Genomic DNA, 21735 nt, shown 5'->3' with positions numbered 1-21735 from the left:
CCACCGGATTCGACCTTCGTGAAACCACTTCTGCTCTCGCACTTCACCGCCACCAGCTGCCTCGGGCGCGGGCTCGACGCGACGCTCGACGCACTGCGCCGCCAGCGCGGCGGCCTCGCGCCGTGCGATTTCGAGCGCGCGGAACTCGATACGTGGATCGGCGCGGTCGAGGGCGTCGACAACGAGCCGCTGCGCGCCGATCTCGCCGAATACGCGTGCCGCAACAACCGGCTCGCGCAGATCGGCCTCGTGCAGGACGGCTTCGCCGCGCACGTCGAGGCGGCGGCCGCGCGATATGGCGCGGACCGTGTCGGCGTGTTCATCGGCACGAGCACGAGCGGGATTCTCGAAACCGAGCACGCGTACGTCCAGCGCGACCCGCAGACGGGTGCACTGCCCGCGGGGTTCCGCTACGCGCAAACGCACAACGCCTACTCCGTGGCCGCATTCGTGCGCGCGTATTTCGCGCTGCGCGGCCCGGCCACGGCGATCTCATCGGCGTGCTCGTCGGGCGCGAAGGTGTTCGGCACCGCGCGGCGCATGATCGAAGCCGGGCTCATCGACGCGGCGGTCGTGGGCGGCGTCGACTCGCTGTGCCTCACCACGCTGTACGGCTTCAACTCGCTCGAACTGCTTTCGCGCCAGCCGTGCCGGCCATTCGACGTGACGCGCGACGGCATCTCGATCGGCGAAGCGGCAGCGTTCGCATTCATCGAGCGCATGCCCGAGGACCGCAGCCTGCTCGATCGCGATGCCGTGCTGCTGCTCGGCGTGGGCGAATCGAGCGACGCGCACCACATGTCCTCGCCGCACCCGGAAGGGCTGGGCGCGCGCGCGGCCATCGAGCAGGCGCTCGCGACGGCGGGCATCGCACCGCACGAAATCGGCTACATCAACCTGCACGGCACCGCGACACCGAGCAACGACGCCGCCGAGAGCCTCGCGGTGCGCGCCCTCTTCGACGGCACGCCGTGCAGCTCGACCAAGGGCGCGACTGGCCACACGCTGGGCGCGGCGGGCGCGCTTGAAGCGGTGATCGCCGGGCTCGCGCTGCGCCACCGCTTCGTGCCTGCGGGCGTGAACACCACGCAGCCCGATCCGGCGCTGGGCTTCGCCGACGATGGCGCGCACCGGCTTGACTATGTGCTGCAAAGCCGCGACGCCGACCTTTATGCTGTCCTGAGCAATTCGTTCGGCTTCGGCGGCACGAATTGCAGCCTGATCCTTGGCCGCGCCGACCGTTTGCCGGGCGAGCGGCACGAACCGCGAGCGTGAACCGGTCATGAAATTGCGCGCTTCCATCGAAAGCATCGGCCTGATCGGGCCTGGCCTCGCCAACTGGCCAAACGCCGCCGACGTGCTCGCGGGCCGCGCGCCGTGGACGAGCGCGCGCACCGCGCCGCCCGCGCCCGAAGGCCTGCCTCCCGCCGAGCGGCGCCGCACCGGCACAATCGTGAGAATCGCGCTCGCCGCGGGCCACGAAGCCCTGGCCGCGAGCGGCCGCGACGGCGCGACGCTCGCGACCGTTTTCGCCGCATCGAGCGCCGACGGCGAGAACTGCCACGCCATCTGCGCAATGCTTTCGAGCGACGACCGCCATCTCTCGCCCACGCGCTTTCACAACTCGGTGCACAACGCGGCGGCGGGTTACTGGAGCATCGCGGCGCGCTCGCGGGCCGCGTCGAACGTGCTGTGCGCGCACGATGGCAGCTTCGCAGCGGGCCTGCTGGAGAGCCTGTGCCAGATCGTCGTCGATGGCGCGCCGAGCCTCCTGATCGCCTACGAGAGCGCCTACCCCGAGCCGCTGCACACGGTGCGCCCGATCGATAACGGATTCGGCGTGGCGCTCGTGCTTGCGCCGCTGGCCGAAGACGCGCACGCGAACGGCGTGGCGTACATCGAGGCAAAGCTGACCGACGCGCCGGCCACGCCACTCGCCTCCCCCGAACTCGAAGCCCTGCGGGTGGAGAATCCCGCCGCGCGCGCGCTGCCGCTGCTCCAAGCGATTGCGACGGGCCGCGCGGCGAGCGTGGTGATCGACTACCTGCCCGACACGCGCGTGCGCATCGACGTCACGCCGTCGCAGGGAACGCAAGCGGAGGGCGCGCGATGACGCAAGACGTACAAGACGTCGCGCTGCGCGTCTCGCTCGACCGCGCGTGGATCGCCGCGCACATTCCGCACAGCGGCGCGATGTGCCTGCTCGACAGCGTCGACGCATGGGACGACACGCACATCCGCTGCACAGCCACCAGCCACCGCGATGCGCACAACCCGCTGCGTTCGCAGGGCCGGCTCGCCTCGGTGTGCGGCATCGAATATGCGGCGCAGGCGATGGCGGTGCATGGCGCGCTCGCCGGCTCGCAGGACGGCGGACACAACACCACCCATGCGCCAGCAACGCCGGGCCGCCCGCGCGTGGGCTATCTTGCGAGCGTGCGCGGCGTGCAAGCCCATGTCGCGCGCCTCGACGCGTTCGACGCGCCGCTCACCGTGGAAGCCGAGCGCATAGGCGGGGACGGCAACAACGTCCTCTACGGCTTCACGATTCGCTGCGGCGACGAGGTCCTGCTTGGCGGACGCGCAGCCGTCATGCTCGACGCGTCCGGCGCGCTGGCCCGGACCACCGATAACCGTTTCAAGGGAGAACCCACGTGAAAACACGCCAAATCGTTCTAGCCGCGCTGCTGGCCGGCATGGCGAGCTCGGCGGCCTACGCCGATCTCCACGACGTGAAAGAGAACATCAAGAAAGACTCGAAAGAGGCTGCGACGAAGACCGGTCACGCCGCGCGTGACTTTGGCCACGCTACTGCGGACGCGGCGAAAACGGTCGGCCACGGCATCGCGCATGTGTCGCGCGAAGGTTGGGAAGGTACCAAACATGCCACGCGCGAGGGTTGGGAAGGGACCAAGCGCGCCACGAAGCGCGTGTTCCACACGGACTCGAGCAGTAGTAGGGAAACGCAGAAGACAGCGGCGTGAGGGGCGTCGGGATGCGCGGGTAACGAGTGCGATTCGTTAACCCGTTGCGCGCGCAATCATCGTGTTGTGAGCGAACGCGCGGCCATGGGCAAGGTCCCCGCAGCGGCCTTGTGCCAATCCGTCTTCGCATATGAAAGAAACACCCGGGACCCGTCCTCACCCTGGTTATCGCCGCCGCTCCTCAGTCTCTGCTCCTGCTCCCGTTTTCCGTCGTACACGCTACCGGGAAACGCCCCCGACAAATCAGTCACCGGACGATCTACTTGCTATCGCCACTTCAGGCCGAATGCGCCGAGCCGACTCTATCACGTTGTGATATAAATACGATACGGGCCGTGACCCCGGGATTCGGCTAGCCCCACGATGTCAAGGAGTGGATCAACGTGGGGAGTGTCGCGCGCCGGACACGCGACCTATACAGAAGGAGGAATGTTGTGAGTGACACAAGAACCTTCGAAATTTTCCGCTACGATCCAGACAAGGATGCTACCCCGTACATGCAAACGTACGAGGTAGAGGTGACTCCGAATGACAGGATGTTGCTTGACGTGCTGGTCCGCCTGAAAGCACAGGACGAGACGCTGAGCTTCCGGCGCTCGTGCCGCGAGGGCGTGTGCGGCTCGGACGCGATGAACATCAATCGCAAGAATGGGCTCGCCTGCATCACCAACCTCAACGACATCCCCCGCCACACGGTCCTGCGGCCGTTGCCCGGGCTGCCGGTCGTCCGCGACCTGATCGTTGACATGACTGCGTTCTTCAAGCAGTACCACTCAGTCAAGCCCTGGCTGATCAACGATACGCCCCCACCCGAGCGGGAAAGGCGCCAGACGCCCGAGGAACGCGATCAACTCGATGGTCTCTACGAGTGCATTTTGTGCTCGTGCTGCTCCAGCGCGTGTCCCTCGTACTGGTGGAATCCGGACAAATATGTCGGGCCTGCCGGCCTCCTGCAGGCCTATCGCTTTCTGGTGGATTCCCGCGATGAAGCCACCGGCGAGCGACTCGACAATCTTGACGATCCGTACCGCCTCTTCCGTTGCCGGACGATACTGAACTGCACGGACGTCTGCCCAAAGGGCCTGAATCCGGCCAGAGCGATCGGCGAGATCCGCACCATGCTTGCGCGCCGGACAATTTGAATACTGCAAAACAACATAGCGAGGCGATTATGGCGATGCCACGGGCGTCACAGGGCGAACTGATCGACGTTCACCCCCTCGGCGATGCACTGCGAGTTTCGAAATCTGTCACCCTCATGCGCTCGGAGCACATGGAAGTCGTTCGACTCGTGCTTCCGGCGGGCAAGCATATCCCCGAGCACCGGGCGCCCGGTGAAATCACCGTGCAGTGCCTGGAAGGCGTCGTCAAGTTCGGCACCGGCGCGGGAACACAGGTGATGCGCAGCGGAGATTTGTTGTTCCTGTTGCCCGGGGAACCCCATTGGCTCGAGGCCGTAGAAAGCGGCTCAGTGCTCGTGACCCTTTACCTTCCGCATGCTCACCAGGCGACCCCAGCGGACGATCAGCAGGGAAACGCGACAAGCCAGGCCTGAAAGAGGACAGCGAGGCCAGAATGAGCGAGCGGGCGCGCATTGAGTTTCTCATTGAACGTGACGGGTTGCCTGAGGCCACCGAGTGGGTGCGCCGCACGATGTACATCTACCGTCGTGCGATCCTCAACAAAGGACATTTCGCGCACGCCCATCCCTACCGGCATCGCTTCATCGTCGCGTATCTGGAGTTCAAGCGATGGTTACAAACGGGTTCCGCACCCCGGCCGTCATGACGGCCGCGCCCGCCGGAACCTCAGTTCCTGGCGGCGGTCAGCGCCCGGCACGTCCAGCACGACGATGTCGACCTCGAACGTCCACGTTTTTGCAGAAGGTGAATGATGGAAAATTCAATGTATCCGCAACCAGGCCCGGAAATAGCCAGACGACGCCGGGAACTTGCTCCCGAAGCGATCACGGCGTTCAGGGCTTTCAGCAGCAGCGTCTTTGCCGATGGCGCACTACCGGCAAAAACGAAACAACTGATCGCGGTGGCCGTCGCGCACGTCACCCAATGTCCTTACTGCATACGGGGGCATACGAAGGAGGCGCTGAAGGCTGGGGCATCAGATAACGAAATCATGGAGGCGATCTGGGTCGCGGCCGAAATGCGTGCAGGCGCGGCTTACGCACATTCGGTGCTGGCGCTCGACGTAATGAAGGAAGAGGCGCAGTCGCGCCAGGCCCGCCATGACGAGCATCATTGACAGCCTGATCGCCGAGCACCGGCGTCTTGAGCGACTCGTGCGCCTCCTCGAGCGTCAATCGATGCTCCGCGACGCGCGGGCAGCGGCGAACAGCGCGCTGCTCGTGGATGCCCTGTATTACCTGACACGGTTTCCTGACGTGAACCACCACGCGCTGGAGGACCGCATTATCGGCAAGCTGCTCGAGAAGAAGGCGTTGGCCCGGGAGCTGGCAAGCGAGCTGTCGGCACAGCACGCGACGCTGGCGCTTCAGGGCCACGAACTGATTCAGGACCTCGAATCGATGGTACGTGATGAAAATATGTCCGCAGAACTCCTCGAGTTCCGTGTCCGGCTGTACGCGGAGCGGCTGCGCCATAACATGGCCGTTGAGGAACTCACGATGTTCCCCATCGCGACGCGTCATCTGGATTCCGGCGACTGGTCTTCAATTGCGCGGGCAAGCCCCGATCGGTTGGCCGACCCGCTTTTCCAGACGCCGGTCCATGAGCGCTTTGTGCAACTGCACCGCGTGATCGCGACCGAAGCGGATTGCGGATGCCCGGAGGACGACGCGTAACGCCTCCGGACGGGCAAACGGGAGGCCGCCAAGCTGGTGCCCCCGCCTTCAGCACTTGATCTATACCGGGGTTCCTGCCGGCGTGACCCTGGGGGCCGCACGGGTCGTGACGCGCCAGGAGTCCGGATGGACGGCGGGAGGATCGCTTGCCGGGAAGCTTTCCGCCCCCGCCTCGTCAATCAGGGCTTCGAGGTGATCTGCGCACGAATGGTCCGTGCGTATGGTGTCAGGAAGAGTTTGCATAACGTGCCTCAATGATGGCCTGAACCGGGCTAAAGGATTCAAGACGCGATTTTCGATGCCTGCTGCGTCGCCCTGCAAAGCCGGACAACGAGATGCTCGCCCAACGGCGTCACCTGAGGTTTGCCCCGGCACCTGGGGCACCTGTCGATGCTGACCAGATCGCCGGTCAACAAGGGCAGCAGGTCGGGCCGCTCGATGCTGACCTGCCCGGGGGTATGGGCGACGAGCATGAGCGTGGCGATCTCGTGCGGCGTCAACATCGGGAAATTCGTGGCGCAAGCGGGTGCCGCCATGCTTTCTGATGTGGTGCGGCTCGAAGGCCGTGCGTGCCTCACGCCCGGGTCTCCGCTATGGTCGACCTGTCGGGATGCAAGGCTTTCGACTTCGTGTAACGTGTTCATCCATGTCCTCCAGTCCGACGCTCTGATAAACGAGCCTCAGGCACGCAGTCCATATGCCTGCTGCTGCGGTTGACCCCGGAAGGGAGCCGGGGCAACGTCCGCCGCCAACTCTCGCAACCCGTCGATATCAAGAATCCGGAGATCCTTGCCACACGCATGAATCAGCCGGCGCCGCTGCAATTTCGTTACTGTCCGGCTGACCGTTTCAAGCTTCAACCCGAGGTAGCAGCCCATTTCCTCGCGTGTCATCTTCAGCGTAAATTCAGCGGCGGAATAGCCGCGCGCCTGCCAGCGCCGCGACAGGTCGGCAAAAAAGAAGGCCACCCGCTCCTCCGCTGTCATGGTGCCGAGCAGCATCATGAGTGTGGACTCACGCACGATCTCGGCACCCAGCATCTGGTGCACATGATGCTGAATTGCGCTCACTTCCCGGCACAGCACTTCGAGCAGATCGAACGGCATCACGCATACCGAGCTGTCTTCCAGCGCGACCGCCTCGCAGCTATGCCTGCCATTGGCAATGCCATCGATGCCAAGCGTATCTCCAACGATGCCAAAACCCGTGACCTGCTCATGCCCTTCGCGATGCATGACCACAGTCTTGAACGACCCTGTGCGGATCGCATAGATGCTCCGGAACGCGTCGCCCGGGCGGTACAACGCGTGGCCGCGATGGACGATGCGCACGCACTGGACAGCATCGTTGATCCGCTCGTGGGTGGACGTGTCAATGCGGCTATGGGTGCACAGTCCCGCCATTGCGCAGGTTTTGCAGCCGACATTCATCATTCGTGCCCGCTGGTCGCCTGGCTGCACGGGCAACTCGCGAACAGGAACCGAAGGGGCGCTTCTCCCGGTTAAGGTTGTGGTGAACATGCTTCCCTCTGCTCATGAATATCCAGCTAAACGCATGACCGCATCGGGCCCGCATTTCAATCCGGAGTCTTCACCGTGAAGTCGATCACGATGTTGCCCGGCTCGCGAGCAACATATCCGATGCCCACGCGCGACCCGAAGTGCTGCCTGATCTGTGCGAGAAGCGGCAGCGGGTCATGGTCGTTGACAAAACGCATCACCTCGCCGGGCTCCAGTGCATTGAGCGCGCCGAAAAGGGCAGCGTGACGGAAACGTCTGGCGACGCCGCGGGCGTCGAAGGCGTGCGGTTCGGAAAGAATCGGAAAGACCTCAGCTGGATCTTGCATGGCGGTTTCTTCTGAAAAGGTGGTTGATCGTGTGCGTCACTAAGGCGTAATGGTGCGGCGTGCCACCATGTTGGCGCTTAGCCTCGCCAATTGCTGTCGATCGAGACATGCTTGAGCAAACGGGAAAATCTCACGTTCCTCAAGCGCGATGTGGCTGCGGTAAGCGTCGACAAAGTCGGACACCAGGACCGGTTCGAGCAGCCTTGTTCTCCCTTCGGCGATGTCGGCCAATACTGTGCGCAATTGCGCCCACGACGCCTCCAGAATCCGATGCTCGTCAAGCAGGGATGCGATTCGCTCACCCACTGGTGAGTGCAGGCGCGCACTAGCCTCGATCAACACCGGAAAGAGATCCTGTTCCTCGTCGGCATGATGATGCGGCCCTGCGATGTCGAAATAACGCATGATGTTTCTGGCTGTCTGCTGCGCCTGCGTATCCGCGCCGTGCGAAGGCAGGTATGCAGCAAGCTTCCCGAGTGTCGCGCACTGCGCTGCAATGCGTTCATGACACGCCTTCAGCATTTCAACGGGTTCGTCGAAAGACGGTGCGGCTTTGGTAAGTAAACTGTTGGACTTCATTGTGTGCTCACATCGTTTCGTGTCAGCCCGCCTTGCCGTCGATTCGACACGCCTTGCCGCGCGCCAGGCCAGACCAGCGTAGCGAGCACATCGCGCTGCAGAGATAAAACGGTCGGAGTCCGAGTCTCAGTACGGGCCACTCCAATGCAGGTGACCCGAAAGAAAAACGATGCGGGAGATGTGTTTTCATGACTGGACTCCTGCCCTGTGCCTCGTGCCACCGTGCGGTCTCGACACGGCCACCGGTACCCGTTCGCGACCGCCGGTCACGCCCAGAACGGAAGCCGCAACGGCGGGCGCAACAATGGCCTCCTGCAACGTCATGGTGTCGAGTTCATGGAGAAAGGCATCGACCGCCCTGTACAGCCTGCGCCTGAGATTGCAGGCTGGAAAAATCGCGCAGTCGTGCGCGACGCTCATGTCGTGGCAACGCACCACGGAGAAATCCTTCTCGGCCACGCGCACGATTTCCCCCACCGAAATCTTCCCGGGCGCGCGCGCCAAACGGGCGCCACCGGCCCGCCCGCGCGCCGTCTCGATGAGACCGACCTGACTGAGTTCGTGGATGATTTTCGTCAGGTGATTGCGCGAAATCCCGTAAGCCCCCGCAATCTCGTCGATCGTCGCGACGCCACCATCCGGATACTTCAGAGCAAGGTACATCATCACCCGAAGCGTGTAATCGGTGTAGACGGTGAGATGCATGGCAACTCCTTGCCTGAGGCGGTCTGGCTGGACCCGGGTGCGCGGCCGTTCAACGCGGACCGGCAATTAACATGCATTCACGGTACATCATTTATTCCGAATTTACAATGCCGTCGTAAGATTGGTTCGCATAACAAATCAACTGTGGTACCCGATAATTTCAGCAACCTGCCTGTCGCTTCAGCTCCCGGCGGGCAACACTTCTCGTGGTGCGACAAATTGACATCGTCGCGCTGGATGGCGCCGTGGTGATGAGCTATGCCGGGCGCCATTGATTCAGATCGAGTAGATTAGCTATCCTTACGAGTTGATCCACACAAGGCGAAACGGGGGCCGTCACGTTCGACAAGACCTTCTCGCTCGAGCTGGGCCAGCGTGCGATAGAGGGTCTCGTGTGCCATGCCGAGCATGCGCGCCCATTGCATGAGGGTCCCGGGCAGCGTGAATGTGCCCCGCGCGTCGGCTTCGAGCCGCAGGCACTGCAGGATGCGCTCGCGCGGTGATCGGAGGGTAAGGCGCTCTGCGCGTGCACGCGATTGCATCAATTGCTGCGACAGCAGACGGATCCAGTCGATCGCAAAGGTCGAATCGGCCCGCAGAGATGCCAGTACCGCTTCTTTAGGTAGAACGAGCAATTGACTGGCCACCGGGCACACGCCATCGCAGTGGTACCGCGCACTGAAGAGGCTTGCTTCGGCCACGAAGTCGCCCGGTTCGGCAGTCTGTAACGTAATGGACTCACCGCCGGCTTCGTCACGCCTCAGCAACAAACGCCCCGAAAGAACCTGATAGACGGCCTGCACCGACTGTCCGCGATGGAAGACGGTCGCGCTGGCGTCGTAGTGTCTTGGCTTTGCGGCCAGACGCAGGGTTTCGGGCCAGGAAGACGGGAGACTGGTCCCGCACGGGGCTGCGTTCGAATCGGACGTGACCATGGGGGCTTCTTTAGCGCGTTGGCATCACCTGGAAGTCCCTGTACCAGCCGCATGGTGATGCATCATGTCCGGGCGGTGTCCTGCCATCGCATCGTGACCATGGTCGGACAATTGTGCTTCGAACCACTGGTGCAGCGCGATAACCAGCGCGGGCTGAGCGCTCCGATAGGCAATTTCGCCGCCTTTTGGCAGGTCGCGGTAAGTGATCGTCAACTCGCCCGGCTTCGCGGCGCGAAGGGTAGCCAGACCCGGCATGTCTTTCCCATGGATATGCTCCGGGCCTTCGAAGTCGCCGGCGGCAAACTGTTGCGCGATCATCGCGAGATGCTGGCGGATTAACGTGGCCTGTCCGGGATCGTTTCGCGTGGTTACGACCTGCTGGATGCCACCGTCCGCGGTCTTCGTAAAGATGTGGGTGGTCGCCGTGAGGGAAAACGGCATAACGTCATGTCCCCGTTCGGCAACGTCTTTCTGCCTCGCTGTCGCGTCGGCAACGGCGGAAGAACAGGCGACTGCTGCCGCGACGGACGCGGCAAGCAGGAAAACGGAGGCGATGCGTGCCATGGATGTCCCCGGTCATCAATGCGCGTGCAGTGTAGCGCGCCCTGTCGCCAGTTAACTATGACTGGAATCATATCTGCCAGGTGCGCGCAGAGCCGGTTTTTTGCAACCGCGACGAGCGGCGAAGCACCCCGCACGCTAGCCCCGTAACCGGCGCCCTGCATGACTTACCCTCCATGGCGTCTCAGCTTGCGTCATAGTCTTTCGCGGCAAGATGGCGGAGTTAACGGGGGTAAGTAGGCAAGTCCCGCAGTCAAGCCGATATCGACGCTCCAAGTACACCGCCGGTCGCGTTCCGGCAGCCGCAAATGCGCGGCCAACGGCCTGCGGAACCGCTAATTCCCTCCCCCGAACGGCCAAAATACCCGTCTCGCGCCCGCGACAAGGCAAAATACGGGTTTTGAGCCCACGTTTGATCCCATGCAGGGCTCATGTTTTTCCTGCCGGCTGCCGCCTGTGGGGCCTGAACAGCCCCCGCCGTCACACGATGGACGTCCCGAAGAGGTACTGTGAACACCTCGACGCGAAGCCGGCCGGACCGCTCGCCCAGACCGGCGAGCCCACTGGAGTTGTTTTGATGACCGAACCCAAGATTTCTTTCGCGGGCAGGCTCTCGCTTGCCTTCGGATCGTTTTTTGCCATTCTCGGCAATGCCGAACTGGCCGCCGGCGTGCGCCGCCTGCGCGACGGCGAGACGCCGGTATCCACGCCTGCGCCCGCCCCCGCACCGCAAGCCGCAGCTCCGGCTCCGGCCGCCGCGCCCGTCGCCAAGCCCGCTCCCGCGCCCGTGGCCGCCATCGAGGAAGCCAGCCCGCAGTCGGCGCTGCAACTGCTCGGCCTGCTCCAGCGCAACGCGCGCTTCGTGGACTTCGTCGAGGAAGACATCGCCAACTATGGCGACGCCGACATCGGCGCTGCGGCGCGCCTCGTGCACGAAGGCTGCCGCGCCACGCTGCGCGAGCACTTCACGATCCGCCCGGTGCGCACGGAAGCCGAGGGCAGCCGCGTGACCGTCGCCGAAGGCTTCGACGCTACCGCCATTCGCCTGACCGGCAACGTGGTGGGCGCGGCGCCGTACCACGGCACGATCAGCCACCGCGGCTGGCGCGTCGAAGACGTCAAGCTGCCCAAGCTCGTGAAGTCGAACGACGCCAAGGTCCTCGCACCGGCAGAGGTGGAACTGTGAGCGATCCGCGTTATTCCATCGGCGTCGACCTCGGCACCACGCATTGCGCGCTCTCGTACGTCGATCTCGCCGGCAGCGATGGCGAAAAGGCCACTCAGGGCGTGCTGCCTGTCACGCAATTGACCGCGCCCGGCGCGATCGAGTCGCCCGAGCTGCTGCCCTCGTTCCTCTACTTGCCCAACGCGGGCGAACTGACGCCGGGCGACCTCACGCTGCCCTGGACCACCACGCGCGAATACGCCGTGGGTGAGATGGCGCGCAGCCGCGGCGCCGGCACGCCCATCCGTCTCGTGTCGAGCGCCAAGAGCTGGCTCTGCCATCCCGGCGTGGACCGCCGCGCCGCGATCCTGCCCAACGACGCGCCGCCCGAAGTCGCGCGCGTCTCGCCGCTCGAAAGCTCGATTCGCTACCTCACGCACCTGCGCGAGGCATGGGACCACGCGCACCCCGAAGCCCCGTTCGCGGAGCAGGACATCACCGTCACGATTCCGGCCTCGTTCGACCCGGCCGCGCGCGAACTCACGGCCGAGGCCGCGCAGGCCGCCGGCTACGCGCGCATGACGCTGCTGGAAGAACCCCAGGCCGCGCTCTATAGCTGGATTCAGAAGAGCGGCGGCGCGTGGCGCAAGGAAGTGAAGGTCGGCGACGTGATCCTCGTGGTGGACGTCGGCGGCGGCACGACCGACCTCTCGCTGATCGCCGTGGTCGAGCGCGAAGGCAATCTGGAACTGCACCGCGTGGCGGTGGGCGAGCACATCCTGCTCGGCGGCGACAACATGGATCTCGCGCTCGCCCACGTGGTCGCGCGCAAGCTCGCGGCGCAAGGCACCCAGGCCGATCCGTGGCAACTGCGCGCGCTCACCTACGCGTGCCGCTCGGCCAAGGAGACGCTGCTCTCCGACCCGAGCGTGGAGACCGTGCCGCTCGTCGTGCCGAGCCGCGGCTCGAAGCTGATCGGCGGCTCGATCCGCACCGAGCTCACACGCACCGAACTCACGCAGATCATCCTCGAAGGGTTCTTCCCGCAAGTGGACGCGGCAGCGCGGCCCGTCACGCGCGCCCGCGCCGGCCTCACGCAGCTTGGGCTGCCCTACGCGCAGGACGCGGGCGTGACGCGCCATCTCGCGGCGTTCCTCGGCCGCCAGGTGGGCGCGCTCGCGGAACTCGAAGGGTTTGCGCAATCGGCCGATCAGGCCGGAATCGATGGAGGCGCCAGCTTCCTGCACCCCACGGCCGTGCTGTTCAACGGCGGCGTGTTCAAGTCGCCGCTGCTCGCCGGGCGCGTGCTCGACATTCTCAACGGCTGGCTCGCCGCCGAAGGCGCGGCCGCGGCACGCCTCTTGGGCGGCGCCGACCTCGACCTCGCCGTGGCGCGCGGCGCGGCGTACTACGGCTATGTGAAGCGCGGCAAGGGCGTGCGCATTCGCGGCGGCACGGCGCGCGCGTACTACGTGGCGATCGAATCGGCCATGCCGGCGGTGCCCGGGCTCGAGCCGCCAGTCTCGGCGCTGTGCGTCGCGCCGTTCGGCATGGAGGAAGGCACGGACGCCGCGCTGCCGTCGCAAGAGTTCGGCCTCGTTGTGGGCGAGCCGGTGCACTTCCGCTTCTTCGGCTCATCGGTGCGCCGCCAGGATCAAGTGGGCACCCTGCTCGACTACTGGTCGCCGGAAGAACTGCAAGAGCTCGAAGAAATCCAGGCCACGCTGCCCGCAGATGGCCGCACGCCCGGCGAAGTCGTGCCCGTCAAGCTGCACGCGCGCGTGACCGAAGCCGGCACGCTGGAACTCGAAGCCGTGCCGAGCGGCAGCAGCGAGCGCTGGAAGGTCGAGTTCGACGTGCGCGGCGGCGCGAGCGCCTGACTCCGGCCAACCCTCTCTTGAGCTCCATGAAGCGATACGTCGTAGGCATCGACCTCGGCACGAGCAACACGGTCGTTGCCTACGCAGAGGCAGGCGCGGACGAGATCCGCGTCTTCGATATCGAGCAGCTCACCACGCCCGGCGAAGTGGGCGCGCAGCCGCTCCTGCCCTCGGCGCGCTATCACCCGGCGCCGGGCGAACTCGCGCCCGGTGCGCAACAATTGCCGTGGCCCACGCCCGATGCTTCGGATTCCACAGCAACTGTGCCGGTCATCGGCTGCCTGGCGCGCACGCTCGGCGCGCAGGTGCCGGGCCGGCTCGTCGCCAGTGCGAAAAGCTGGCTCTCGCACGCTTCAGTGGACCGGCTCGCGCCGATCCTGCCGTGGGGGGCGCCCGACGACGTCGGCAAGGTCTCGCCTGTCGACGCGAGCGCGAGCTACCTCGCGCACGTGCGCGCAGCGTGGAACCACCGTTTCCCGCACGCGCCGCTCGAACAGCAGGACGTGGTGCTCACCGTGCCCGCCTCGTTCGACGACGGCGCACGCGCGCTCACGCTCGAAGCCGCGCGGCGCGCGCAACTGCCCGCGCTGCGTCTGCTCGAAGAACCGCAGGCCGCGTTCTACGACTGGCTGTTCCATCATCGCGAAACGCTGCAGACCGAGCTCGCGCAGACGCGCCTCGTGCTGGTGTGCGATGTGGGCGGCGGCACGACCGACCTCACGCTCATCAAGGTCCACGTCGAAAACGGCGAGCCGCAACTGAGCCGCATTGGCGTGGGCAACCACCTGATGCTGGGCGGCGACAACATGGACCTCGCGCTCGCCCATCTAGCCGAAAGCCGGCTCGCGGGCGAGAACGCGCGTCTGAGCGCCGCAAGCCTCTCGCAACTCGTGGAGCGGTGCCGCGTCGCCAAAGAACAATTGCTGGGCGAAGCCGCGCCCGAGGCCGTTGGCGTGACGCTGCTCGGCGCGGGCTCGCGGCTGATCGGCGGCGCGCGCACGACCCAGCTTGCGCGCGACGAAGCCGAACGCATCGTCGTGGATGGCTTCTTCCCCGCAGGCGGCCCCGACGACCTGCCGCGCCGCTCGCGAGCGGCCATCGTCGAATTCGGCCTGCCCTATGCCGCCGACGCGGCGATCACGCGCCATATCGCGGCGTTCCTGCACCGCTTCGCCGCGCAGTCGCGCGAGGCGCTCGGCGATGCGGGAAGCGGGGAAACCGCCCTGCCCGCGCCCTTGCCTGTACCCGACACGCTGCTGCTCAATGGCGGCGTGTTCCGCGCGAAAGCGCTTTCCTCGCGGCTGCGCGAAACGCTGGGCGCGTGGCGCGAGCAGCCGCTCACCGTGCTGCAAAACGACCAGCCCGACGTGGCGGTCGCGCGCGGCGCGGTCGCCTTCGCGCTGGCCCGCGCGGGGCGCGCGCCGCGCATCGGCGGCGGCTCGCCGCGCAGCTACTTTCTCGTGCTGGACGAAGCAAACGGCAAGCGCGCCGACGATGACAACGCGAAAGCACGCGGCGTCTGCCTGTTGCCGCGCGGCACCGAGGAAGGCCACGAGGTGCGCCTCGACGAGCGCGTGTTCGCGCTGCGCCTGGGCCATCCGGTGCAATTCCATCTGGTCTCGACGGTCGCGGACACGGCCTGGCGGCCCGGCGAAATCGCCGATGTTTCGTCGGCGGACTTCGTGCGCTTGCCGCCGCTCTCCACGGTGGTGCAACGCCAGGAAACCAGGGGCGCACCCGGCGGCCACGCGGAACAAGAACGGCCAGTCAGGCTCACTGCGCAACTGACCGAAGTGGGCACGCTGGAAGTGCGCTGCATCGCCACCGACAACGACGCGCAACGCTGGCTGCTCGAATTCCAGCTGCGCCGCGACGAAGCCTCGGGCGCCGCGGCGGACCAGAGCGCGCGCCACGCCGGGCTCGATGAAGCGATTGCCTTGATCGACCGGGTCTTTGGCCCGAAGTCGGCGAAGGTCGATCACAAGGAAGTGAAGCGCCTGCGCGCGCAACTCGAACACTGCCTCGGGCCGAGACAGAACTGGGACGGCCCCCTGCTGCGCGAGCTATTCGGCGCGCTGTGGGAGCGCGCGGCGCGCCGACGCCGTTCGCCCGATCATGAGCGGCTGTGGCTGAACCTTGCGGGTTTTTGCGTGCGCCCTGGCTTCGGTTATCCGCTTGACGAGTGGCGCGTCGAACAACTCTGGACGCTCTTCGACGACGGCATACAGCACGTCAATGAAGGCCAGGTCTGGTCCGAGTGGTGGACGCTATGGCGGCGCACGGCAGGCGGCCTCGACGAAGCTGCGCAGGAGCAGGTGCTCGAAGCGATGCGCTGGCTCGAGGAAGCGGCGAGCTCGAAGAAGCACAAGCTTCCATTCGATCCCGCGAAGCTCGGGCATGCAGATATGGTGCGGCTTTATGCATCGCTGGAGCGCATTGGCGCGGAGCGAAAGATCGAGATCGGCGAGCAGCTGTTGGCGCGCTTGCAGAAGCCTGCGGAGAATCATCAGAGTTGGTGGGCCGTGGGGCGCATTGGTGCTCGCTTGCCTTTTTATGGCAGTGCGCATGGGGTTGTAGCACCCGAGGTGGCTACGCGCTGGCTCGACGCGATTCTCGCGCTCGACTGGAAGAAGGTCGAGCCGGCCATGTTCGCCGCGGCGCAGATTGCGCGCATGACGGGGGACCGGTCGCGCGATCTGGAGCCTGCTGTGCGCGAAGCGGTTCTCAAGCGGCTCGAAGGCGCGAATGCGCCGGCCACGTGGATCCAGATGGTGCGCGAGGTCGTGACGCTCGACAGCGCCGATACGGGACGGGTATTTGGCGAAGCGTTGCCGGCGGGCTTGAAGTTGATGGTGGAGTGAGCGGTTCGTGGCGGAATTCCGGACGCTTTTATCTGGTTCCGATCACCATCGAATCCGGGCCGGCGAGCGGCTCGACGCGCACCTGGGAGAAGCCGGCCTCCCTCATCCATGCACAACACTGCGCACCGGTATAGTCGAAACCGCCCGGCGTCTCGATCAGCATGTTCAAGCTCATCAGCAGGCCGAATGCATTCTGCCTGCGCTCATCGTCGATCAACGCGTCGTAGACGATCAGGCAACCTCCGGGAGGCAGCGCCGCGCGGCACTTCGCGAGGAGCGCCATCTTCTGCTCGAGGTCCCAGTCGTGAAGGATGTGCCCCATCACCAGCACGTCCGCCGAGGGGCACGGATCTTTGAAGAAGTCGCCCGAATGAAAGTGCAGCCGCTCCTGCAGGCCGTGCGAGGCCACGTAGTCCTCAAACACCGGGCCCACCACCGGCAGGTCGAAACCGCCGCCGTGCAAGTGCGGATGCGCAAGTGCGATCTCCACGGGCAAGGCGCCTTGCGCCGCGCCAATGTCGATGAATGTGCCGTAGTTTTGCCACGGGAATTTCTGCGCCATCGCCCTGGCTGCACCCAGACTGATCCCCGTCATCGCCTGAAGGAAGCCGCGTAGCGACGACTCGTCTCGATAGATCGCATCGAAAGGGTTGCCGCCGTGTTTGGCCTCGTTCTGCGGCTTTCCGGTGCGAAGCGCTTCCGTCAGCAGGCCCCAGAACGGATACAGCCGGGCGTTGGCCATTTCCAGCAATCCACCCACGTAGCTGGGCTTCGCCTTGTCCAGAAACAACGCGGTGTCTGGTGTATTGCGATATTTCCCGTCCTCGCGCTCCAGAAAATTCAACGCGACCAGCGCATCGAAAAAATCGTGGGCCGAGCGCGGATGCAGTCCGACTACGTCACGAAGTTCCGCAACGTCGCGAGGAGTGAGCGCAAGGTGCGTGAACACACCCAGTTCGACCGCTGACAGCAGCGTCTTGGCCGCCCAGAATCCCATGCCCACCTGGAGCAGCCGTTCAGGCGAGGGCTCGCGCTGATTCGCGGCGTCAGCCCCGGACGCCTGTGGAACCTGGTGTGGTGTGTTGGCCATGGTTGCTCCCGGCACCGATGTGGGGGGGGGGTGAAGTGCCTGCTGACATCGTAGGCTGACCAAATTTGCTCGATGTGCGCTACCGTACAAAGCGAAGCCAAAGACCTGGCATGTCGGCCACGATGAAAGTGTCCTTGTGCGAGTTCAACAGACTTATGAAGCGGTCCTATACTGCATACTCAAGTTCAAACTCCTCGAAGACCCAAGGACATGACCGCAGACCGCGCACACGCCTGGTTGACGTTCAACCCCACCGTAGCCGCTGCAAAGGCCGCCGGCCGCCCGCTGGTCGCGCTGGAGTCGACCATCATCGCGCACGGCATGCCCTATCCGGAGAACGTGCGCACCGCGCGCGAAGTCGAAGCGTTGGTCCGTGATCTGGGCGCCGAGCCCGCGACGATCGCGCTGATCGGCGGACGAATCCGCATCGGTCTTTGCGAAGACGAACTGGAACTGCTCGGCAGCTCGGATCAGGTGCATAAGGTCAGCCGCCGCGACCTGCCGGCCGTGCTGGCCAGCGGCGGTCTCGGCGCCACGACGGTGGCGGGCACGATGATATGCGCCGCCCTGGCCGGCATCGAGGTTTTCGTCACCGGAGGCATAGGAGGCGTGCATCGCGGTGCGCAGGAAACCTTTGACATCTCCGCGGATCTTCAGGAGTTGGCAAAGACCTCGGTGGCGGTGGTGTGTGCCGGTGCGAAGTCCATCCTCGATATCGGGCTCACACTGGAATATCTGGAAACGCACGGCGTACCCGTGCTCAGTTGCGAGCAGGACAATTTCGCAGCGTTTTATACGCGGGACAGCGGCTATCGCGCGGATTTCAGGCTGGACGACGCCGCGGACCAGGCGCGCTTCATCCGCACCAAGTGGGACCTGGGCCTTGTGGGCGGCGTGGTGTTGAGCACACCGGTCCCGGAAGCAGCGGCGATGCCGTCCGAAGAAATCGATGCCCTGACCCGGCAGGCGCTTGCTGAGGCTGCGGCGCAAGGCATCACCGGCAAGGCCGTCACCCCTTTCGTACTGGCCCGCATCAAGGCGCTGACGGGCGGGCGCAGTCTGGCGACAAACATCGCACTCGTCAAACACAACGCAGAGGTCGGCGCACGGCTCGCGCTCGCGTTGGCACACTCGCGGCGTGGAGCCGGTGAGGCGTAGCAAGGCGAGAGGACCATGCGCATGCTTGCCCAATCCCCAGCAGGCAACCGGCGGCCGCCACGGTGGCAGAGGGCCGTGATGCGCGCGGTTGTGGCACGGCCGGGCGGCTCGCAATGAAAACCTGTCTGGCGACGAATCAACGCCGGCAGATTCCTCGGTAGTCCGCGCACATCGATTGAAGGAGCGCACCATGGCGACCCTATCCCTTTTTAGCGGCACGACCATCGATGAGATTGCGAATCGCATCTATCGCATCTCCACGCCGGCCGAGATCCCCGGCGGCGGATTCTCCTTCAACCAGTACCTGATCGACGACGACGAGCCGCTGCTATTTCATACTGGTCTGCGCAAACTGTTTCCAGTCGTGAGAGAAGCGGTCGAGCGGATCATGCCAATAGACCGTTTGCGCCATATCGGCTTCTCGCATTTCGAATCCGACGAATGCGGCGCACTTAATGAATTTCTCGCCGTCGCGCCGCGTGCGGAGCCTCTATGCGGTCAAATCGCGGCCATGGTCTCGGTTGGCGATTTTGCCGACCGGCCGCCACGCGCACTCGATGATGACGAGACGATCTCGCTGGGGCAGCACAGCGTGCGCTGGCTTTACACGCCGCATCTACCTCACTCGTGGGAATGCGGGTTTCTCATGGAAACCACATCGTCAACGCTGCTCTGCGGCGACTTGTTTACTCAAGGCGGCTCGCGTCCCCCGCCGCTTGTCGAGAGTGACATCTTCGAGCCGAGCGAGGCCTTCCGTCATCAGATGGATTACTTCTCGCACACCACCAACGCCCGCTCAATGCTGGAACGCCTCGCGGCATTGCAGCCGACCACGCTCGCCTGCATGCACGGCAGTGCCTGGCGCGGCGATGGCGCAGCCTTGCTGCGCGCGCTCGCCGATAGCGTCGAGCGCGGCTAGCCTCGATGTGAAAGGATTGCTTCGGTGCGACGGGCCTGCCTCACTTTCGCGCGGGCGGCTGCGGGTTATTTGCCGGATTCGTATCAAACCGGCTCACTGCTTCGATGCCTACCTTGCCAGCGAGAGCAGATAGCCGTTCGTATAGCCAGGCGGCTGTTTCCCTGTCGTAGACCTCGTCGCCTCGGACGTACACCGTGAACGACCTCAGATACTTCGCCTTTTTCTCGGGGCTATCGATCGTATCCTTCGTCCACTGGTACAGAGGGTAACGGTCCCGCCCCGCCTTCTCCGCTTCTTCGACATACTCGGCGAATGCATCGTACTGGCACTTCAACGAGGCGTTGCGCTCATGCAAGACCGCTTCAAGCAAATCGCGCTCTTGATGCTGGGTGCGCGTGCGCAACGCCTCGGCCAGTTCGGGCGCGACGGTAATGCGGATCTGGAACTGCCATGTTTCAGTCATGCAAGCCTCCTGCCGTACCTCGGCGACGCAAGAAAAACCATGCCGTAGTTAAAGGAAAAACGCGGTTGCGGGATCATCCTCCAAAAATCTGGTGCATCAAGTGCCTGGCTGCGAAGCGCCAAAAAAAACCCGCGTCCCAAGCCGTCCATATCGACCGACCGGTAACGCGGGGATTCACAGCATAGCGACGCAGCGGCCTGAAACCACCCGGCCGCCCCCCTTACTTTTTCTCGTCCTTGATCTGCGGCAGCGCCGAAGCCTCGCCCGGCGTCAGCAGGCCGACTTGCGCATAAACACGCAGCTTGTCGCGCGTATCGGTAATGTCGAGATTACGCATCGTCAGCTGACCGATACGATCGCGCGGCGAGAACGTCGAAGCCACCTTCTCCATCGACAGACGTTCAGGCTGATACGTGAGATTCGGCGACTTCGTGCTCAGGATCGAGTAGTCGTTGCCACGGCGCAGCTCGAGCGTCACTTCACCCGTGATCGCGCGCGCGACCCAGCGCTGTGCCGTCTCGCGCAGCATGATCGCCTGCGGATCGAACCAGCGGCCCTGGTACAGCAGGCGGCCCAGACGGCGGCCATTCTCGCGATATTGCTCGATGGTGTCTTCGTTATGAATGCCGGTGACGAGGCGCTCATAAGCGATATACAGCAGCGCCATACCCGGGGCTTCGTAGATGCCGCGGCTCTTCGCCTCGATGATGCGGTTCTCGATCTGGTCGCTCATGCCCAGACCATGACGGCCGCCGATGCGGTTCGCTTCGAGCAGCAGTTCGACCGCATTCGGGAAGGTCTTGCCGTTCAGCGCAACCGGCTGGCCTTCCTCGAAGCGGATCGTGACTTCCTCGCGGTCGACCTTGACGTCGTCGCGCCAGAACGCCACGCCCATGATCGGGTTCACGATCTTGATGCCCGACTCGAGGCTCTCCAGATCCTTGGCTTCATGCGTCGCGCCGAGCAGGTTCGAGTCCGTCGAGTAAGCCTTCTCCGCCGACATCTTGTACGCGAAGCCCGACTGCTGCATGAATTCCGACATTTCCGCGCGGCCGCCGAGCTCGTCGATGAACAGCTGGTCGAGCCACGGCTTGTAGATCTTCAGATCCGGGTTGACGAGCAGGCCGTAGCGGTAGAAACGCTCAATGTCGTTGCCCTTGTAGGTCGAGCCGTCGCCCCAGATGTTGACGCCGTCTTCCTTCATCGCGGCGACGAGCATCGTGCCCGTCACGGCGCGCCCGAGCGGCGTGGTGTTGAAGTAGGTGACGCCGCCCGTCGAGACGTGGAACGCGCTGCTTTGCAGCGCCGCGATGCCTTCGGCCACGAGCTGCGCGCGGCAGTCGATCAGGCGGGCGCCCTCGGCGCCGTACTCCGTTGCGCGGCGCGGGATCGAATCGTAGTCGTCCTCGTCGGGCTGGCCAAGGTTGGCGGTATAGGCGTACGGCACGGCGCCCTTCTTGCGCATCCAGTGCAGCGCGGCGCTCGTGTCGAGGCCGCCCGAGAACGCAATACCTACTTTTTGACCAACCGGAACACTTTCAAGAATCGTACTCATCGACAAAACCCGTTAATGGAGGACATTGACCAGGCGCATAGTTTACCCGAAGCGCGAGGGCTGAACCCCTGCTCCGGTAGAAATCGTGCCCGGCAGCGACTTTTGAAGCGCATTTTGGGGCCAATTTTGGCGGGTTTGGCGAGAGGTGGCGAGGAGTTGCCGTTCTTGCAGGGTCGCTCCCCACAAACCCACCCGCTACTGATCGCGTCTTGCAAG

At 64.7% G+C, this 21735-nt stretch carries 24 protein-coding genes; 14 read left to right on the top strand and 10 right to left on the bottom strand.

The window, feature by feature from the left end; all coding sequences use genetic code 11:
• Positions 1-18: 18 nt before the first annotated feature.
• The 9 genes from P5W99_RS30990 (at position 19) to P5W99_RS30950 (ending at position 5802) form a co-directional block, all read left to right on the top strand.
• Positions 19-1275, top strand: a complete 1257-nt coding sequence (locus P5W99_RS30990; RefSeq protein WP_434666011.1) for a beta-ketoacyl-[acyl-carrier-protein] synthase family protein — start codon at positions 19-21, stop codon at positions 1273-1275.
• Between the two features lie 7 nt (positions 1276-1282).
• Positions 1283-2113, top strand: coding sequence for a beta-ketoacyl synthase chain length factor (locus P5W99_RS30985; protein ID WP_421028457.1), 831 nt, complete (start codon positions 1283-1285; stop codon positions 2111-2113).
• Positions 2110-2658, top strand: a complete 549-nt coding sequence (locus tag P5W99_RS30980) for a hotdog family protein (protein WP_434666008.1) — start codon at positions 2110-2112, stop codon at positions 2656-2658. The genes P5W99_RS30985 and P5W99_RS30980 overlap by 4 nt, the downstream gene beginning before the upstream one ends.
• Positions 2655-2984, top strand: coding sequence for a hypothetical protein (locus tag P5W99_RS30975; RefSeq protein WP_421028455.1), 330 nt, complete (start codon positions 2655-2657; stop codon positions 2982-2984). Before P5W99_RS30980 ends, P5W99_RS30975 begins: the two co-directional genes overlap by 4 nt.
• Before the next feature lie 434 nt (positions 2985-3418).
• Positions 3419-4126, top strand: a complete 708-nt coding sequence (locus P5W99_RS30970; protein ID WP_421028454.1) for a succinate dehydrogenase/fumarate reductase iron-sulfur subunit — start codon at positions 3419-3421, stop codon at positions 4124-4126.
• Between the two features lie 29 nt (positions 4127-4155).
• Positions 4156-4539 carry a cupin domain-containing protein gene (locus P5W99_RS30965; RefSeq protein ID WP_421028778.1) on the top strand — a complete coding sequence of 128 codons (384 nt, stop codon included), beginning with the start codon at positions 4156-4158 and terminating at the stop codon, positions 4537-4539.
• Between the two features lie 20 nt (positions 4540-4559).
• Positions 4560-4772 (top strand): hypothetical protein, encoded by a 213-nt coding sequence (locus tag P5W99_RS30960; RefSeq protein ID WP_421028453.1) that lies wholly within the window; start codon positions 4560-4562, stop codon positions 4770-4772.
• 117 nt (positions 4773-4889) lie between these two features.
• A complete protein-coding gene (locus P5W99_RS30955) occupies positions 4890-5243 on the top strand; it encodes a carboxymuconolactone decarboxylase family protein (RefSeq protein ID WP_421028452.1) in 354 nt (117 codons plus the stop codon).
• Positions 5227-5802 (top strand): hemerythrin domain-containing protein, encoded by a 576-nt coding sequence (locus P5W99_RS30950; protein WP_421028451.1) that lies wholly within the window; start codon positions 5227-5229, stop codon positions 5800-5802. The genes P5W99_RS30955 and P5W99_RS30950 overlap by 17 nt, the downstream gene beginning before the upstream one ends.
• Positions 5803-6083: 281 nt before the next feature.
• On the opposite strand, the gene P5W99_RS30945 is transcribed toward P5W99_RS30950, so the two are convergent.
• From P5W99_RS30945 to P5W99_RS30915, 7 genes are all read right to left on the bottom strand, one after another.
• Positions 6084-6305 (bottom strand): hypothetical protein, encoded by a 222-nt coding sequence (locus tag P5W99_RS30945; RefSeq protein ID WP_434666003.1) that lies wholly within the window; start codon positions 6303-6305, stop codon positions 6084-6086.
• 177 nt (positions 6306-6482) lie between these two features.
• Complete coding sequence (locus P5W99_RS30940; protein ID WP_421028449.1) at positions 6483-7322, bottom strand: helix-turn-helix domain-containing protein; 840 nt, start codon at positions 7320-7322, stop codon at positions 6483-6485.
• A gap of 56 nt (positions 7323-7378) precedes the next feature.
• Positions 7379-7648 (bottom strand): DUF2249 domain-containing protein, encoded by a 270-nt coding sequence (locus tag P5W99_RS30935; RefSeq protein WP_421028448.1) that lies wholly within the window; start codon positions 7646-7648, stop codon positions 7379-7381.
• Positions 7649-7687: 39 nt separating this feature from the next.
• Positions 7688-8227, bottom strand: a complete 540-nt coding sequence (locus P5W99_RS30930; RefSeq protein ID WP_434665999.1) for a hemerythrin domain-containing protein — start codon at positions 8225-8227, stop codon at positions 7688-7690.
• 186 nt (positions 8228-8413) lie between these two features.
• On the bottom strand, positions 8414-8932 hold the full coding sequence (locus P5W99_RS30925) for an Rrf2 family transcriptional regulator (protein ID WP_434665996.1): 519 nt from the start codon (positions 8930-8932) through the stop codon (positions 8414-8416).
• A gap of 290 nt (positions 8933-9222) precedes the next feature.
• Positions 9223-9867 (bottom strand): Crp/Fnr family transcriptional regulator, encoded by a 645-nt coding sequence (locus P5W99_RS30920; protein WP_421028445.1) that lies wholly within the window; start codon positions 9865-9867, stop codon positions 9223-9225.
• Positions 9868-9891: 24 nt separating this feature from the next.
• Positions 9892-10431, bottom strand: coding sequence for an aspartate carbamoyltransferase (locus tag P5W99_RS30915; RefSeq protein WP_421028444.1), 540 nt, complete (start codon positions 10429-10431; stop codon positions 9892-9894).
• 574 nt (positions 10432-11005) lie between these two features.
• Here P5W99_RS30915 and P5W99_RS30910 point away from each other — a divergent pair.
• Genes P5W99_RS30910 through P5W99_RS30900 form a run of 3 tightly spaced genes read left to right on the top strand, consistent with a single transcriptional unit; the run spans position 11006 to position 16334 of the window.
• Entirely contained in the window at positions 11006-11614 is a 609-nt protein-coding gene (locus P5W99_RS30910) for a DUF2760 domain-containing protein (RefSeq protein WP_421028443.1), read from the top strand.
• Positions 11611-13473 (top strand): Hsp70 family protein, encoded by a 1863-nt coding sequence (locus P5W99_RS30905; RefSeq protein ID WP_421028442.1) that lies wholly within the window; start codon positions 11611-11613, stop codon positions 13471-13473. Before P5W99_RS30910 ends, P5W99_RS30905 begins: the two co-directional genes overlap by 4 nt.
• 26 nt (positions 13474-13499) lie before the next feature.
• Positions 13500-16334 carry an Hsp70 family protein gene (locus P5W99_RS30900; RefSeq protein ID WP_434665991.1) on the top strand — a complete coding sequence of 945 codons (2835 nt, stop codon included), beginning with the start codon at positions 13500-13502 and terminating at the stop codon, positions 16332-16334.
• 28 nt (positions 16335-16362) lie between these two features.
• Here the strand turns inward: P5W99_RS30900 and P5W99_RS30895 are convergent, their stop codons facing one another.
• Positions 16363-17424, bottom strand: coding sequence for a methyltransferase (locus P5W99_RS30895; RefSeq protein ID WP_434665989.1), 1062 nt, complete (start codon positions 17422-17424; stop codon positions 16363-16365).
• A 210-nt stretch (positions 17425-17634) separates the two neighbouring features.
• Here P5W99_RS30895 and P5W99_RS30890 point away from each other — a divergent pair, with 210 nt between their 5' ends.
• Together P5W99_RS30890 and P5W99_RS30885 are read left to right on the top strand one after the other, a co-directional pair.
• Complete coding sequence (locus P5W99_RS30890) at positions 17635-18582, top strand: pseudouridine-5'-phosphate glycosidase (RefSeq protein ID WP_421028440.1); 948 nt, start codon at positions 17635-17637, stop codon at positions 18580-18582.
• A gap of 190 nt (positions 18583-18772) precedes the next feature.
• Positions 18773-19501 carry an MBL fold metallo-hydrolase gene (locus P5W99_RS30885; RefSeq protein WP_421028776.1) on the top strand — a complete coding sequence of 243 codons (729 nt, stop codon included), beginning with the start codon at positions 18773-18775 and terminating at the stop codon, positions 19499-19501.
• 40 nt (positions 19502-19541) lie between these two features.
• Here the strand turns inward: P5W99_RS30885 and P5W99_RS30880 are convergent, their stop codons facing one another.
• On the bottom strand, positions 19542-19964 hold the full coding sequence (locus P5W99_RS30880; RefSeq protein WP_421028439.1) for a hypothetical protein: 423 nt from the start codon (positions 19962-19964) through the stop codon (positions 19542-19544).
• A 220-nt stretch (positions 19965-20184) separates the two neighbouring features.
• Positions 20185-21519, bottom strand: coding sequence for an argininosuccinate synthase (argG, locus tag P5W99_RS30875; protein ID WP_421028438.1), 1335 nt, complete (start codon positions 21517-21519; stop codon positions 20185-20187).
• Positions 21520-21735 lie beyond the last annotated feature (216 nt).

The organism is Paraburkholderia sp. A3BS-1L (assembly GCF_051125215.1).
GTDB lineage: Bacteria > Pseudomonadota > Gammaproteobacteria > Burkholderiales > Burkholderiaceae > Paraburkholderia.
Note: the sequence above shows the minus strand (reverse complement) of the source record. Positions and strands in the feature narration are given on the sequence as shown.